The sequence below is a fragment of the Photorhabdus noenieputensis genome (assembly GCF_018448935.1).
Classification (GTDB): domain Bacteria; phylum Pseudomonadota; class Gammaproteobacteria; order Enterobacterales; family Enterobacteriaceae; genus Photorhabdus; species Photorhabdus noenieputensis.
Genome location: NZ_RCWC01000004.1, coordinates 134,120 through 149,153, shown reverse-complemented (window position 1 = coordinate 149,153; position 15,034 = coordinate 134,120). Strand labels below are relative to the sequence as shown.

The window sequence follows — 15,034 nt, the reverse complement described above, 5'->3', positions numbered from 1 at the left end:
TTCATAGCATGTTTACGCTGCATTTTCTGCAATGTTAAAATGTATACTCTGCATTCAATATTTCATGCTTGGATACTTACGCTACGCTTTTTTCCTGGAGACACTGAAAACCATGCACTCACTTTTACGTAAGCTTGATCTTAATCTGCTGCTGGTCTTCGATTCTTTGTACCGGCACGGCAGCGTAACTGACGCAGCCAGTGAAGTTGCCCTTAGCCCTTCGGCGTTGAGCCATGCTCTGAATCGCCTTAGAGTTTCTCTTGAAGACCCCCTGTTTGTTCGTGCCAGGGGACGAATGGTGCCAACTGCAAAAGCAGAAAGTATTGCCGCAAGGATTTCAGGCGCTCTGGGTAGTCTTTCTTCCTGCCTCCACAAACAAGACGTTTTTGAACCAGAAAAAAGCACGGAAACATTTACATTTGCTACTACAGATTACACCGCAGGCATCATCCTGCCAGCGCTGATATCACGCGTTAATCATCTGTCCCCAGGCATCACCATCAAGCTGATTTATTCACGGGATTTTAATGCCGACGAGGATCTTATATCCGGCAAAGTGGATTTTGCACTGGGGTTTGAGGAGGAACAAAAGATGCCTCGCCGGGGCATAGAAGCGATTACCTGCTTTACAGACGATTACGTAGTCGCCGCCCGTCGAGGGCACCCTGATATCAAAGAAACGCTCACTCAAGAGATGTATCTTAACGCCGGGCACGTTGTGGTGCGCCCGTGGCTTGAGTCACGAGGTGTTATCGATTGCTATCTGGAAAGTCAGCAAGTCAGACGCCGCATCATGGTGGAGCTGCCCAGCCTGATGATCGCCCCATTCATTGTCTCTCACACTGATCTGGTTATTACCCTGCCCAGAAGGGGAATATCTTCCGTCTTTGATATGAAAGATCTGATTGTTTTTGCTCCCCCATTCCCCACGCCGCAGTACATACTAAAGGCCTACTACAGCCCTGCGTTATGCAACTCTCCAGGGCATTTATGGATGAGGGAGCAAATTATGACGATATGCAATCCTGAAATGCCGGTTATGCCAACGAATGCAATCGATCAAGCCCCTGACGTAAATCAGTGATCAAATCTTCTGTATCTTCCAGATCTATCTGCTGGCGGAGCGTTTACAGCCAGTTAATACAGTGGTTTTCAAAGTGATCTGAACGGGCAGAGGCTGTTCTGAGCAATCATTCTGGATGATCCGCTCTGATGCTGCTTCTGCTTTGCGTTGACAAGTCTGTCCTCAAACAGCGTTTTTTGACAGTCAAACTGCATATATGAATTGAGCATTGGCATTTAAAGCATCTCGCCAATGCTCAATATAAACGAAATATAATTCAGATTCGTTTCTTAACTATTACGATTCAATTACATAATCACAACAAATTTAATATAAATAAAAATTACTGCTAATAACCCAACATTACTTAAACAATATTGTGATAAATAATCCAATTCAGTGAAGTTGATTCTCTGTTTTTATCGATTGATCAAATAGCTGAAACCAGATTGAATTTATTATTAAGTGATTTATATTACATATAGCCATTTAGATTTCACTTTGCGTTGACTTCTATACCTGTTAATTCGTTAATATTGCTCTAGCTATTATTCATTATAATTACTAACGTATTACGAATAATCAATAGATTTCCTGAATAATAAGGAGATAACTATCAATATCAGTCAAGACAAAAGGCTTAGTTTATAACCAAGGGTGCAAAATTTATAAGCAATCGTTATCGTGAAAAAAATGATCACTTTTCACTCTTCGTTTAGAAATTGTTTATAAACCGTGAGAATAATACAGTATTTGAACCAAGGAACATAAATAGGCCCACTAGCAAAAATCATTTTAATTAAAAGGTGCTATAGTTAACCATCAGGTTAAATACGTAAATTATTCTTTCTGTCTATTTCAGACAGCGAAACTAAAGAAAATATCTATTAATAATAATAATGTGATTTGTATTTTTAAGACATACACCAACAGATCCAGGACAATAGAATGAACGGCATCACAACATCAGGGAAGGGAATGGATATCTCATTATTCCAGCGTAGCATGCCTGCTTTTAACGTTATAGAACATCCTCAAGAAGGGATATATATCCTGCTCGAAGGTGAAATGACATGGCAGGATAGTACCAATACCTACGATATCTCTCACAACGAGCTGCTTTTTGTTCGTCGTGGCAGTTATGCGGCAAAAACGCGTAGTGATACCTGCAAGTTACTCTGGTTGCCTCTGAGTACCACTTTTCTCCACGGTTTTCTGCAACGTTTTGGTACTCTGCTCAGTGAAGTCGAGCGGCACAATATGCCAACACCCGAATTAATTGCATTTACCTCATCGCCTCTGTTATCCCAAAGTATAAATGGCCTGGTCGATCTACTGGCTCATGATTACCCCGCAGCGTTGGGTCAACTCAGAACAGAAGAGTTGTTACTGTTGGCGGCATTTGGAGAACAAGGTACTTTGCTCATGTCAGTATTACGACAATTGAGCAACCGCCAAGTGGAACGTTTGCAGAGTTTTATGGAAAACCACTACCTTAAGGAGTGGAAACTCAGTGAATTTGCTAAAGAATTTGGTATGGGATTAACCACCTTCAAGGAGTTGTTCCGTTCGGTATACGGAATATCACCCCGCGCCTGGATCAGTGAACGCCGCATTCTTTATGCACACCAACTACTACTCAACAGCGAGATGAGTATTGTCGATATTTCAATGGAAGCTGGATTCTCCAGCCAATCTTACTTCACTCAAAGCTATCGAAGACGCTTTAATTGCACACCCAGTCGAGCCAGGTATGGCAAAGAGTAACGATGGGCTAAAATAATCTGACGTTTTTTACAAGTTAACCATTGGCCTGACAGATAAAATAAGGCCATTCCTAATTTAATCGACAAGAGTGACTAGCAGCAAGATGAGCATAGCATGAGCCAGCAAGAATATAATCAGACTCGAACCAGCATGTTTCTCGGCCGCAAGATCTCTGTCATGCAGTCGGGAATTCCACGCCGGGATCAGTTACTCGGAAAATCATCGGCTATTCAGTATCAGAATAGAGACATTATTAATAGCCAACAGTTTATTTTATTACAACGTTTGCTACCCAGACATCTGCTGGAAAGCTTGATGAAGTCCGTCTGGTTTCGTAGACGGTTAAATTGCGGACAAGCTTTGCGGCGTGATGACCTACAACAGCTCATCAGAGCGGCGGCAGAACCGGAATGTGATTGGAATAAGGTATTGGGTGACCGCATAAACCTGGCTGACAAGCATCTTTTACAGCACTGGGTATTACAGCCATTATTTGATTGGTGGCTCCGTTTGTTGGAGCCAGAGATAAATTTCTGGTTCACTGAATTTGAACAGTTACAGATCCAAGAACGGCAACTGCGTGCTAAAGCGCATTTTTGGCAGCAAGCTGAAAGCGTCTCATCTCAATGCCGGGAACAACAACATCAAGAGGTTATATCTTTGCAAACAGCGCTTAACCAACGCAAGCAACTATTAGAAAAGCTGCTGTTAACAACGGAAACCCAAGCTCGCGAAGCATGGCCCAACTGGTTTACCGGGCTGGAAGCACTCCAAGCTGGCGGCGACCTAACCGCTTTTACACCGGTTCCCGAAGCATTGTCATCCTGTTGGACGTGGTTAACCGCTTTAGAGCATGACAGCGAATCGGCCATTCACTTACAAAAATGGCTTTGTGCCCGTGCTCTGTGTCTGCCACAAGACAGTTTTTATTGGCAATCGACGACGACCTAATTATTAGAGGAAACATGCAAACTCTACTCAATCATTTGGCCAGTCGCCTGGGCCAGAAGCCTTTCGTTTCCGATAGACAAGGGCATTACCATTTGCACATTGATAATTACAACTTGTTTCTTCGCCAACAGGGAACTGAACTTGTGTTATCCAGCCCGCTAAGCTGGCACCATAACCCAAAAGATCCGTCAGGCGCAGAGTTACTGAAAACACTATTACAACAAGTTACACGTTGGGGACGCCATGCTCCCCACGCACTGACCTTGGATGAATCAGAGAACCTTATTCTAGAGGCACGTCTTGGCCTTGATAGTTTGGATGCTCAAATACTGGAACAGATGCTAACTATGCACGTCGATCTATTGGAACAAGTTATGGCTTTATTGTCAGAAACCCAATCCTCCCCTCAATGGAAACAGGTAATATGGCAACCATGAAACAGTTCCAACGGCTATGCCGTTCCCTACTGTTGTCGTTGAGTATCAGCGGTGTGATGATCCCCTCAGCTTATAGCCAAGATCTGGATTGGTTTCCTGCGCCTTATCACTATCTGGCAAAAGGAGAAAACCTGCGGGATGTACTGGTTAATTTCGGTGCTAACTATGAAGCATCGGTGGTTGTCAGTGATAAGGTGACCGATCAGGTTAACGGTTATTTTGAACAGGACACTCCTCAGCAATTCCTGCAACATTTATCCTCTCTCTATAATCTGATCTGGTATTACGATGGGAGTGTGCTGTATGTATTCAAAAACAGTGAAATACAATCGCGCCTGCTTAAGCTTGAACAAACCAACGCAACGGAGCTACAACAGGCCCTGAAACGTTCTGGCATTTGGGAACCACGCTTTGGCTGGCGTCCTGATCCTAGTAACCAATTGGTTTACGTATCAGGCCCTCCCCGTTATCTTGAGTTGGTTGATCAAACCGCATCCGCACTGGAACAGCAGTCATTGCTACGTAGCGAAAAAACCGGTGCCTTGACAGTGGAAATTTTCCCACTCAAATACGCCTCGGTGGTCGATCGCAAGATCCAATATCGTGACACCAGTATTGAAGCACCTGGCATAGCCACCATTCTCTCCCGTCTACTCAGTGATACCAATGTGACCACTGTTACTGGTGAAACATCATCTTCTTCTACGGGAGGAAACTACTCAAGCCGTGCTGTTGTACAGGCGGAACCTTCGCTAAATGCCATCATTGTACGGGATAACCCGGAAAGGATGCCCATGTATGCACACTTGATCAACATACTGGACAAACCTTCTGCCCGGATTGAAGTTGCCCTGTCCATCGTCGACATCGACGCAAACAACCTTTCAGAACTGGGAGTTGACTGGCAAGTTGGCATCAACACTGGGCCTCGTCATATTATTGATATCACAACCTCCGCCGGGGAAAAAAAGGAGGGCAAGGAAAAAGGTGAAAGCATCGGTTCAGCCGCATTAGGTAGCCTGGTTGATCGCCGTGGGCTGGATTATCTGCTCGCCAAAATAACCTTACTAGAGAGTAAAGGAAGCGCTCAGGTGATTTCTCGCCCAACGCTTTTAACGCAGGAGAACACGCAAGCAGTCATTGACAACAATGAAACCTACTACGTGAAAGTGAGTGGTGAACGGGTTGCCGAACTTAAAAGCCTTACCTATGGCACTATGCTACGCATGATCCCCAGAGTCATCCAAGTAGGAGATTCTCCTGAAATCAGTTTAGATCTGCATATTGAGGATGGTAACCAGAAGCCTAATAGTTCAGGCCGGGATGGTATCCCGACTATCAGCCGAACTGTTGTCGATACCGTTGCCAGAGTTGGACATGGGCAAAGTCTGCTAATCGGCGGCATCTACCGCGACGAAATGAGTCAAATAACACGTAAGGTGCCATTTTTAGGCGACATCCCCTATTTGGGTGTCTTGTTTCGCAATACCAGTGAGCAAGTTCGACGCTCAGTACGGCTATTCATTATTGAACCACGTCTGATTGATAGTGGGATAGCCCATTATCTGGCTCTTGGTAATGGGCAAGATCTACGCCCTAGATTACTGGCAACACAAGATATCTCTAATCATAGCTTATCGTTGAGTAAAGCTCTGGGAAGTGCACAATGCCAGCCATTATCCTCGGCCCGTCAAGTACAAGAAACGCTACGGCAAGCAGGTAAAAGTTCATTTTTAGACTCATGCCGAATGGGTAATACTTACGGATGGCGAGTCATTGAACAACAATGTTCATTGAAAGAAACCTGGTGTGTTCGTGTGCAAAATAAGGCGAACAGATGAGTTGGAAAATTCGCTTTTACCGCGGACTGAATAAAAGTATTGAGGTCAATTTAGCTGAGGGGCGTTTAGCCATCGGCTCAGACCCCCTACAGGCAGATATCGTTCTGGTGGATGAAGATGTTGCCCCTGTGCACCTGATCTTAGAAGTCGAACCAGACTCAATTCGCCTGTTGGAATGGGCCGGTGAAATCGCACCAAGTCAGAATGGCGAACCGCTATCATCGGGTGCCACATTGCAAGCACTAGCCCGTCAGGAGGCAGGTCCGTTATTGTGGGCTTTTTGTGACCAACAACACGCATTCCCAAGCCAACTCGCTGAACCGACGGTCACGCCACATCAGCGCCCTGCCCGCCAAAATCGTAACTGGGTAGCTGGTGGAATGTTGATCCTTTGTCTGGTGCTGGCACTTGGTCTTCTCGCTCTGCTTGGACATGAAGGATGGCAAAGGAGCAACATGTCCAATAGCATCGCCGAGCAAGAACTACGCCGTTTTCTCAATGACGATTCAGCCTATCGCCAAGTGAGTATACAAATGATGCCCGATCACGGGCCGCTGTTGCTCAAAGGTTATGTGAACCTCAATCAACAACGGCTGGCGCTGCAACAGTATCTTGATGCTCACTCTCTCAGTTATCGGCTGGAATTACGCACTATGGAAGAGTTACGTCAGGGGGTGGATTTCATTTTACAAAAACTTAGCTATACCCAAGTTCAGAGCAGCAATGGTAAACAAGCCGGTTGGGTCCGCCTTATGGGAGAAGTCACCGATACCAGCCAGCAATGGAACGATATTGAATCACTACTCAAACGTGATGTTCCAGGCTTACTGGGCATAGAAAACAAGACGAAATTCACGGGTAGCCATCTCAAGCGACTGGATATGTTATTGGCTAAACATGATTTACCCGACACCCTGACTTACAAGGATAAAAACGATCGTATTGAGTTCACAGGTCAACTGGACGATCACCAAACTCACAACTTCTACCGCTTACAGCAAGTATTTAAGCAAGAGTTCGGCAACCGGCCGGCATTGGTATTACTGAACAATAAGCGGCTCACCCGCAATGATGAACTCAATTTCGACGTCAGGGCAGTTTCCCTCGGGCGTGTACCCTATGTGGTACTCAAAAACAACCTGCGTTACCCCGTCGGAGCAACCACAGAAAATGGTTTAAGAATTGAGGCCATCCGCCAAGATGCGATTGTTATTACCAAAGGCGAGCAGCAATTTATTATCAAACTCAACAGGAGTCCGGTTTTATGATGACATCCCTGGAGGCACGGCTGTTTGGTGCCGATCCGACTTATGTCAACGAAATGCAACATCGCCTCTCTCAGGCGCTGAACGATATTAAACAACAACTGAGACGTGGCGGTTCGGTACAAGAATACCAACAATGGCAACTGGAGGCTGATGCCATCCAAGCCGCAATCACAATACTTAACACAACAGAAGGAGACCATCATGGCTAAAACTTTTACTGCCGCAACGGACGCTAATACCCTCGATAGGGTTGCAGAGCAATTAAGTGGAAAAGCCAATGAGGCCGAAACAGACGTCAGTGCCGCCATTACCGCCCTCAAAGACGGGCCTGATAACCCCGCTTTGCTAGCTGATTTACAGCACAAAATCAACAAATGGTCGGTAATCTACAACATCAACTCTACTGTCACCCGGGCTATGAAAGACCTGATGCAGGGTATATTACAGAAGATCTAATCATGACACGTTCACTCAAAGGGTTACTGGCAGATATTGCTCTGGTTGGAAGCGGCCATCACTGCCATGACGAAGCCAATATTATTGCTGACTGGCTGATGTCAAGCGAAGAGGGGCAAGAAGCAGCAAACCTGATTCGGCTCTCTTCTTTGACGAACCAAGGCCAATATCAACAGGCTCTGGATTTTGGTCGGGATCTTCCCTGGCCTAGTCTGGAACCTTGGTTAGCTTTGTGTGAGTGGCGTCTGGGACTGGCATCAGCTCTGGAGCAGAGGCTGACGCGAATGGCTGGCAGCGACGATCCACAATTGCTCTCCTTTGTTGATGGCATGCGGGAACAACTAGCTCATGGATAGGATTGAAGGGCCATCCCATAACTCCGTGTCGCCACCAACGGCACAGCCTTCGGTCAGCTCCAGGCACCAGCACAGCTTTGAGCAAGCACTGGCAACCACACCGGATCAGCAAATGCTGAAAGAACGCCAACAACGCTGGCTACAAGGAGAATCGCTGGAGAACGTTTTAGGCGATTTTGATTCAGCGACACAGCGCAAAGTGACATGGCAGTGGTATCAGGCTTCATCGCCCGATAAACAGCCCGCCCAACGTGCTCAGTTAGAAGACAAACTGATCGCTCCGGTACAAGAGCAGCTATGGTCGCAGTTTGGCGGCTTGACATTGCCCGTTAATCCACCGCTGGATATGCCAGAACTGAGAAAGATTGTTCGTGAATTCGCCCCCACAGGCCGACAACAGGAGACGGTGCTTCTCAAGATACTCGGCAAGATTGAACCTATGCCTGGCAATGAGTACCTAAGTGACCTTATCCGGCAAGAGTTGAAAACACTGATCCCCCGTAATGGTATGGTGGATAACCTGATACGAAATTCACACAAACTCGATTTGGAAGAATAATGGACCAACCACAACCCAGTGAAACAGGGATAGACAACCTAGATAAACTCAACCTACCTCAAATTTGGAGGAACAATGGATCTACCACAGATAAGCGAGACACTGATCACCAGCCTGGATGAACTTAATACACATCAGGCCAGTGCCGAAAATATTGCGAGTTTTGAACACGCTATGTCCAATCAAGATCAGGGAATTGAAAGCAATCTGATCAATGAATTGGGTCAGCTCAGACAACAATTTACTCAGGCTAAACAGGAACTGGAAGCGCAGCTAGCAGTACCCGGTAGTGACCCTAACAGTCTGATGCAAATGCAGTGGTCTTTAATGCGAATCACCCTGCAAGAAGAGCTGATTGCCAAAACGGTAGGACGACTCAATCAAAACATTGAAACCCTAATGAAAGCCCAGTGAGGAGCTGTGAAGAAACACTATATAATCTGCGTTATGCTCGCTGTCCTGATGCTAACTGGCTGTAAAATCGAACTCTACACCGGTGTCAGCCAAAAAGAAGGCAACGAAATGTTAGCCTTGCTCAGGGAAGCGGGCATTTCCTCTGATAAGCAGCCAGACAAAGATGGCAATATCAAGCTATTAGTCGAAGAGTCTGACGTGGCACAAGCGGTTGAAGTGCTCAAACGTAAAGGATATCCACGGGAGAACTTCTCTTCGTTACAAGATGTCTTCCCTAAAGACGGCCTTATCTCTTCACCAATAGAAGAGCGGGCGCGGCTTAACTTCGCCAAAGCGCAGGAGATCGCCCGAACACTTTCTGAGATCGATGGTGTGCTGGTAGCTCGGGTACATGTTGTTTTACCCGAAGAGCAAGACAAACTGGGTAAAAAGCTATCTCCAGCCTCTTCCTCGGTATTTATCAAACACGCTGCGGACGTGCAACTCGACACTTACATTCCTCAGATCAAGCAACTGGTTAATAACAGCATTGAAGGGTTGAGTTATGATCGGATCAGCGTCGTATTAGTGCCCGCTGCGGGCGTACGTCAGGTACCGCTGGCACCACGCTACTCCACTCTGTTCTCTATCCAAGTGACGGAAGAGTCACAGGGGCGTCTGATTGGGCTGTTGGTACTATTATTAGCCTTACTATTTGTCAGTAATCTGGCACAATTCCTGTGGCATCGAAGCAGGATGCAATAAATGGCAACCGCATTAACGCCCTATCAGTTTCGGTTTTGCCCTGCCAGCTATATTCATTCTGATCATCTATCACCAGAATGGCTTGCAGTCTTATCTTCCCTGCCTGAGTGGCGAAACTCCCCCAGGCTAAATGGGCTACTGCTAACCCAATTTGATCTGAACGTGGATTATGAATTGCCAACCGGGTTGGGGAATATCGCCCTGTTAGAACAATCGTGCTTAGAACAACTTCTTACCTGGCTAGGAGCCTTACTGCACGGGCAAGCTATCCGCCATTGCCTGCTGGCGACAGAACTTCGCCACTTACACGATTCACTAGGAAAAGAGGGACACCGCTTCTGCTTAAAGTATCTCGATATCATCATCGGCAACTGGCCGACTGGCTGGCAACGCTCGTTACCATCAGTAATCAATGCAAACTATTTTCGTACCAGTGCCTTACAGTTCTGGCTAACAGCGATGGAACCTCTTCCTATCGATTTCGCTAAGCGCCTGAACCTGCGGCTTCCCCCCCATGAAAACCTCGCGGCCTGGCCTGTCAGCCAGGCAGAACGACCATTGGCACAAGCATTGTGTCTCAAATTGGCTAAGCAAGTGAACACAGAATGTTACCATTTATTAAAATAACAACAGAGCATCTTCAACTGTCCCCTGAACTCCAGATACTGCGTAAAGCGGACTATCAGACCTGTCTCAGCGCCAAATCTCTGCTTGAGGCTGCACGGATGCAGGCACAAGAAATTGAACGTGACGCGCAAACAGTGTATGAACAACAAAAAGAATTAGGTTGGCAAGCAGGTATTGATGCTGCCCGCGCGGAACAAGCTAATCTGATCCATCAAACCCAGTTGCAATGCCAGCAATATTACCGGCAGGTGGAGCAACAGATGAGCAATGTAGTCTTGCAGGCTGTACGTAAGATCCTAAAGAATTATGACCAAGTTTCCCTCACCTTACAGGTAGTTCGTGAAGCCCTATCATTAGTCAGTAACCAAAAACAGGTTATTTTACGCGTTAATCCTGAACAGGCCACAACAGTTCGCGAACAGATATCACGGGTACACAAAGACTTCCCTGAAATCGGTTATTTAGAGATCACCGCTGATGAACGTCTCGATAAAGGAGGCTGTATTTTAGAAACAGAAGTCGGGATCATTGATGCCAGTTTGGATAGCCAATTAGAAGCGCTGATGTCTGCCATCAATAACCAATGGCAAAGTTGAAGACGCCATCACGCTTCAAAGAGATAACCGGTTTTCGACGGAAAGTGAAAATTTCTTCTGCCGTTATTAATATTCTCTATTTCGACAAAACATTATGATTCACTCTATCTGATATCCAAACGTATATCCCTTGGAATAATCACAAAAGAAACCACTAAAGGAGTGACCATTGTCTCCCATCTCAGGTATTAATCACCAAAGAATATTTCCTAGCCAGCAGCTCGATACCACAGCCGTTAATCAACCACAGGGTGAACTGTCGGGTAAATCCCTGAAAGTCTCTTCACCCAGACCAGGGTTGTTAGAGCGCCTTTCAGCAACGATTCAACGCAATCTACCTGGCCACTCCATGCTCGATCGCCAACTGACCACCGATGGCAAAAAGAATCAAGAAAGCCGCTTCTCGTTCAGCATGATAAAAGACAGAATCGTTCACTTTGCGGTAAGCACCAAGTTAGGGAGTGTTCGCGATTCTGCCAGTAAGCACGGCGGCGAAGTTACTTTCAAGTTCGCCCAGACAAAAGGCACCTTTCTGGACCAAATCATGAAACATCAAGACACCTCTGGCGGGGTTTGTGAGTCCATATCAGCTCATTGGATAAGCGCTCATGCCAAAGGGGAAAGCGTCTTCGATCAGCTTTACGTAGGCGGCCAGAAAGGACAATTCCATATCGATTCTCTGGTTTCTATTAAGCAGTTACAGATGGATGGCCTGGACCCATATGCCAAGCAAAGCCAAATAACCGAATCCTGGCTCCGTGAGAACGGTATCCAACCACGAAGTCCACTTGAAGTAAGCGGAGAAACTGGCAGCAAAGGTACAAAAGATCTATTAAACGCCATCCTGGATACAGGTGATAAGGGATCAGGCTACAAGAAGATCAGTTTTGAAGGACAAATGGCCGGGCACACGGTAGCCGCCTATGTCGATGACCAGAAAGGCGTTACCTTCTTCGATCCTAACTTCGGCGAGTTCAACTTCCCGGATAAAACCTCATTCTCCAACTGGTTCTCTCAGGATTTCTGGTCCAAATCCATGTACAACAAGGAAATCGGTCTGGGACAAAATTTCTACGTTTCCAACTTCGAGCCTAAAACACGATGACACACGACTACCACCAGCTTATAGAAGCGCTGTTCTCTAAACTTGGCGTATCTGCATCTCCTACTGACGATGGTATCTATACTTTAGAGGTCGATGGACGTTTCCAAGTATTGATTGGCTGTTATCACGACAACTGGCTACAGTTGTTTTGCGAATTAGGGACCGAAGTCAGTCATGCCAATAACCTTTTTGGGCAACATTGGCCGGCTCATGTCCAAGGTGATTTGGATGGACAAGCGATTCTATGGTCGCAACGCCCCTTGATCGAGGTAGACGCAGCCGAGCTACAAACCTGGTTAGAACGCTTTATTGATGATATTGAGCAGCGCTTAGCGCCAGCCATAGCTCAACAACCTAAAGATCTGCCGCCTTCTTTGATGCGGGTTTGATGACTCATAAGAACCACTGCCGAACTATAGATTCAATGGAAACTTCAATATTTGGTTCCCTTTAAGCTACAAGGTAAGAATTAAATAAAATACTACTTTGCCGCCATGCAAAAAAACCCGCGATTAAAGCGGGTTTTTACTTATTAACAACTTTAATTACTCAGGATATTACACCTTCATCGCTATCATAAAGTTGTTAATAGATTTAAGCAGTTAAATTAAGATAACACGACAACATTTACTGCGGATGGGCCTTTTGCGCCATTCTCAATAGAGAATGAAACTTCCTGACCTTCTTCCAATGTTTTGAAATTATTACTCTGAATTGCAGAATAATGAACAAAAACATCTTTGCTACCATCTTTTGGCGAAATAAAGCCAAAACCTTTATCGTTGTTAAACCATTTTACTGAACCAGTCATTGCATTAGACATAGAATTTTCCTTTAATTTTTGAGTTGCCATAAGGCGTTATTAGGTCTGTTTTTCAGTTTTACTTATGGGTACTATTACGGGTACTAATTAGAAGGAATTCGCAATGAAGTGGTATCAGGGATAACGCTAAATGGTGAACTGCTTTAACTTTAATACTTTTCATAAAAACTTGTCATAAATAGGTCTGTACTTCCAAACCAGTGACGCTATTAAATCACATTGATCGGTTATTAGCAAATCTTAATTTCATTTATTTTTTCCTATTTGTTGCTCTTCCTTATCCTAAATTTCGACCTTAACCAATATTACATAGCTTTACCATAGCCATAACTAACTAATTATAAAAAATTTTTATCCACAATCCCTATTTGCCGAGATTACGGCACTGATTTGAATTTACAAATTTCCCCTAACGCCCTAATCAGGCTACAATCCGTCCGTAGCCTAAAATTAGTGAAAATAAAGTTAACATCTTTCTATCTTTAAGCGACCATTGCAGTTCATAATCTGTGATACCTTAAAATACGGGAAATACTCAGTACCGTTATCGGTAAATCCTCCATTATCAGTACGACATTGTGATTTAATAACGCAAGTCTCATCTCCTTGCTTCCAAACGAATACATCACAAGACTGGGAAGCACGAGACAGATTCCACTGCGCCATACACTCTTGATCAGTTAGTTCAATAGGTCTATCGGCTCCACTACCTGCGTTTGCAGCAGACGCAATCCCGAGAAGCAATGCTCCTAAGATAAATTTCTTCATATTTATATATCCTTTAAGAATCATTCAATTATCGTATAATAGTATTAACTAATTGAAATTAATTTTCATAGCTATTTTAGATATGTAAATATCTTTCTTAAATAATATTTAATTTCCGAATAAAATAATCAATATCCTTTAGTGAATCGGAGAGTTTCATATATCCACATTAAAAAAGTAGTCCATCTTCCACATTATTACAAGTTAACTGGAATATAATATGATAAAACTGTATATTGATTTCAAATGATTATCATTAGAATGATATTATTTACCCTACAAGATTCTAGTGAGTTAAATACGGTTTTTTATTCATCAATCATTAAGTAATTTCAGGTTATTCATCTGTAATGTAATCATCCTAATAACAAAGTAATAATTAACTCCAGCGTTAAACAGTAACTGAATTACAATAAAATATATTTTCAGGTAAACTTAATGACGGAAAGAGCATTGATCTATGCACTGTAATTTTCGGCTTTACCATAGCCATAACTAACTAATTATAAAAAATTTTATCCATAATCCCTATTTACCGAGATTACGGCACTGATTTGAATTTACAATTTTCCCCTAACGCCCTAATCAGGCTACAATCCGTAGCCTGAAATTAATGAAGATAAAATTAACATCCATCAGTCTTTAAATAACCACCGCAGTTCGCGATCTGTGATACCTGAGAATACGGGAAAAACCGAGTACCATTCTCGACAACGGGTCCATGAACAGCACGACATTGTGCTGTAATAGCACAAGTATCATTTCCGAGTTTCCAAATTGATAATATATCACAAGACTGGGAAGCACTAGATATATACCACTGTGCAATACACTCTTGATCAGTTAGCTCAATAGACTTATCGGCTCCATTGCCTGCGTTTGCGGCAGACGCAATCCCGAGAAGCAATACTCCTAACATAAATTTCTTCATATTTATATATCCTTTAAGATTCATTCAATTATCGTATATACCCGTTATCTTTCAAGTTGCCTCTTTGTTGGCTGCATTCTCTCATCCCGGTCACATAGTTATCTATGCTCCCGGGGATTCGCTCCCTTGCCGCCGCGATGCACCTTGAAATCCATAGGGTATAATGGCATTAACTAATTGAAATTAATTTTCATAGCTATTTTAGGTATGTAAATATCTTTCTTAAATAATATTTAACTTCTGAATAAAATTATATCATCAATATTCTTTAGTGAATCGGAGAGCTTCATATATCCACATTAAAAAAGTAGTCCATTCTTCACATTAT

At 44.2% G+C, this 15,034-nt stretch carries 18 protein-coding genes; 16 read left to right on the top strand and 2 right to left on the bottom strand.

Annotated features, from left to right (window positions below):
• Positions 1 to 112 precede the first annotated feature (112 nt).
• From EAE91_RS05075 to EAE91_RS05000, 16 genes are all read left to right on the top strand, one after another.
• Positions 113 to 1,084, top strand: coding sequence for a LysR family transcriptional regulator (locus EAE91_RS05075; RefSeq protein ID WP_214087534.1), 972 nt, complete (start codon positions 113 to 115; stop codon positions 1,082 to 1,084).
• Positions 1,085 to 2,011: 927 nt separating this feature from the next.
• Positions 2,012 to 2,830 carry a helix-turn-helix transcriptional regulator gene (locus EAE91_RS05070; RefSeq protein ID WP_214087533.1) on the top strand — a complete coding sequence of 273 codons (819 nt, stop codon included), beginning with the start codon at positions 2,012 to 2,014 and terminating at the stop codon, positions 2,828 to 2,830.
• A 114-nt stretch (positions 2,831 to 2,944) separates the two neighbouring features.
• Complete coding sequence (locus EAE91_RS05065) at positions 2,945 to 3,781, top strand: T3SS regulon anti-activator ExsD domain-containing protein (protein ID WP_214087532.1); 837 nt, start codon at positions 2,945 to 2,947, stop codon at positions 3,779 to 3,781.
• Positions 3,782 to 3,795: 14 nt separating this feature from the next.
• A complete protein-coding gene (locus EAE91_RS05060; protein ID WP_214087531.1) occupies positions 3,796 to 4,218 on the top strand; it encodes a YscB family type III secretion system chaperone in 423 nt (140 codons plus the stop codon).
• Positions 4,206 to 6,059, top strand: a complete 1,854-nt coding sequence (sctC, locus tag EAE91_RS05055) for a type III secretion system outer membrane ring subunit SctC (RefSeq protein WP_280520268.1) — start codon at positions 4,206 to 4,208, stop codon at positions 6,057 to 6,059. Before EAE91_RS05060 ends, sctC begins: the two co-directional genes overlap by 13 nt.
• The gene (gene sctD / locus EAE91_RS05050) at positions 6,056 to 7,327 is read left to right on the top strand and encodes a type III secretion system inner membrane ring subunit SctD (RefSeq protein WP_214087529.1); all 1,272 of its coding nucleotides are present in this window, start codon (positions 6,056 to 6,058) and stop codon (positions 7,325 to 7,327) included. The genes sctC and sctD overlap by 4 nt, the downstream gene beginning before the upstream one ends.
• Positions 7,324 to 7,536, top strand: coding sequence for an EscE/YscE/SsaE family type III secretion system needle protein co-chaperone (locus EAE91_RS05045; RefSeq protein ID WP_214087528.1), 213 nt, complete (start codon positions 7,324 to 7,326; stop codon positions 7,534 to 7,536). The genes sctD and EAE91_RS05045 overlap by 4 nt, the downstream gene beginning before the upstream one ends.
• Positions 7,529 to 7,783 carry a type III secretion system needle filament subunit SctF gene (gene sctF / locus EAE91_RS05040; RefSeq protein WP_214087527.1) on the top strand — a complete coding sequence of 85 codons (255 nt, stop codon included), beginning with the start codon at positions 7,529 to 7,531 and terminating at the stop codon, positions 7,781 to 7,783. Before EAE91_RS05045 ends, sctF begins: the two co-directional genes overlap by 8 nt.
• 2 nt (positions 7,784 to 7,785) lie before the next feature.
• Positions 7,786 to 8,139, top strand: coding sequence for a YscG family type III secretion system chaperone (locus tag EAE91_RS05035; RefSeq protein ID WP_214087526.1), 354 nt, complete (start codon positions 7,786 to 7,788; stop codon positions 8,137 to 8,139).
• Positions 8,132 to 8,698 (top strand): YopR family T3SS polymerization control protein, encoded by a 567-nt coding sequence (locus EAE91_RS05030; protein ID WP_214087525.1) that lies wholly within the window; start codon positions 8,132 to 8,134, stop codon positions 8,696 to 8,698. Before EAE91_RS05035 ends, EAE91_RS05030 begins: the two co-directional genes overlap by 8 nt.
• Positions 8,699 to 8,773: 75 nt before the next feature.
• The gene (sctI, locus tag EAE91_RS05025) at positions 8,774 to 9,112 is read left to right on the top strand and encodes a type III secretion system inner rod subunit SctI (protein ID WP_214087524.1); all 339 of its coding nucleotides are present in this window, start codon (positions 8,774 to 8,776) and stop codon (positions 9,110 to 9,112) included.
• 6 nt (positions 9,113 to 9,118) lie between these two features.
• Entirely contained in the window at positions 9,119 to 9,856 is a 738-nt protein-coding gene (gene sctJ / locus EAE91_RS05020) for a type III secretion system inner membrane ring lipoprotein SctJ (RefSeq protein WP_275669905.1), read from the top strand.
• A complete protein-coding gene (locus EAE91_RS05015) occupies positions 9,857 to 10,483 on the top strand; it encodes a Yop proteins translocation protein K (protein ID WP_214087523.1) in 627 nt (208 codons plus the stop codon).
• A complete protein-coding gene (locus tag EAE91_RS05010; protein WP_214087522.1) occupies positions 10,462 to 11,079 on the top strand; it encodes an HrpE/YscL family type III secretion apparatus protein in 618 nt (205 codons plus the stop codon). Before EAE91_RS05015 ends, EAE91_RS05010 begins: the two co-directional genes overlap by 22 nt.
• 169 nt (positions 11,080 to 11,248) lie before the next feature.
• The gene (locus EAE91_RS05005) at positions 11,249 to 12,184 is read left to right on the top strand and encodes a YopT-type cysteine protease domain-containing protein (protein WP_214087521.1); all 936 of its coding nucleotides are present in this window, start codon (positions 11,249 to 11,251) and stop codon (positions 12,182 to 12,184) included.
• Positions 12,181 to 12,573 (top strand): CesT family type III secretion system chaperone, encoded by a 393-nt coding sequence (locus EAE91_RS05000; protein WP_214087520.1) that lies wholly within the window; start codon positions 12,181 to 12,183, stop codon positions 12,571 to 12,573. The genes EAE91_RS05005 and EAE91_RS05000 overlap by 4 nt, the downstream gene beginning before the upstream one ends.
• A 218-nt stretch (positions 12,574 to 12,791) precedes the next feature.
• Here the strand turns inward: EAE91_RS05000 and cspE are convergent, their stop codons facing one another.
• Complete coding sequence (cspE, locus tag EAE91_RS04995; protein WP_065389254.1) at positions 12,792 to 13,007, bottom strand: transcription antiterminator/RNA stability regulator CspE; 216 nt, start codon at positions 13,005 to 13,007, stop codon at positions 12,792 to 12,794.
• Positions 13,008 to 13,472: 465 nt separating this feature from the next.
• Entirely contained in the window at positions 13,473 to 13,775 is a 303-nt protein-coding gene (locus tag EAE91_RS04990; RefSeq protein WP_214087519.1) for a hypothetical protein, read from the bottom strand.
• Between the last annotated feature and the right edge of the window lie 1,259 nt (positions 13,776 to 15,034).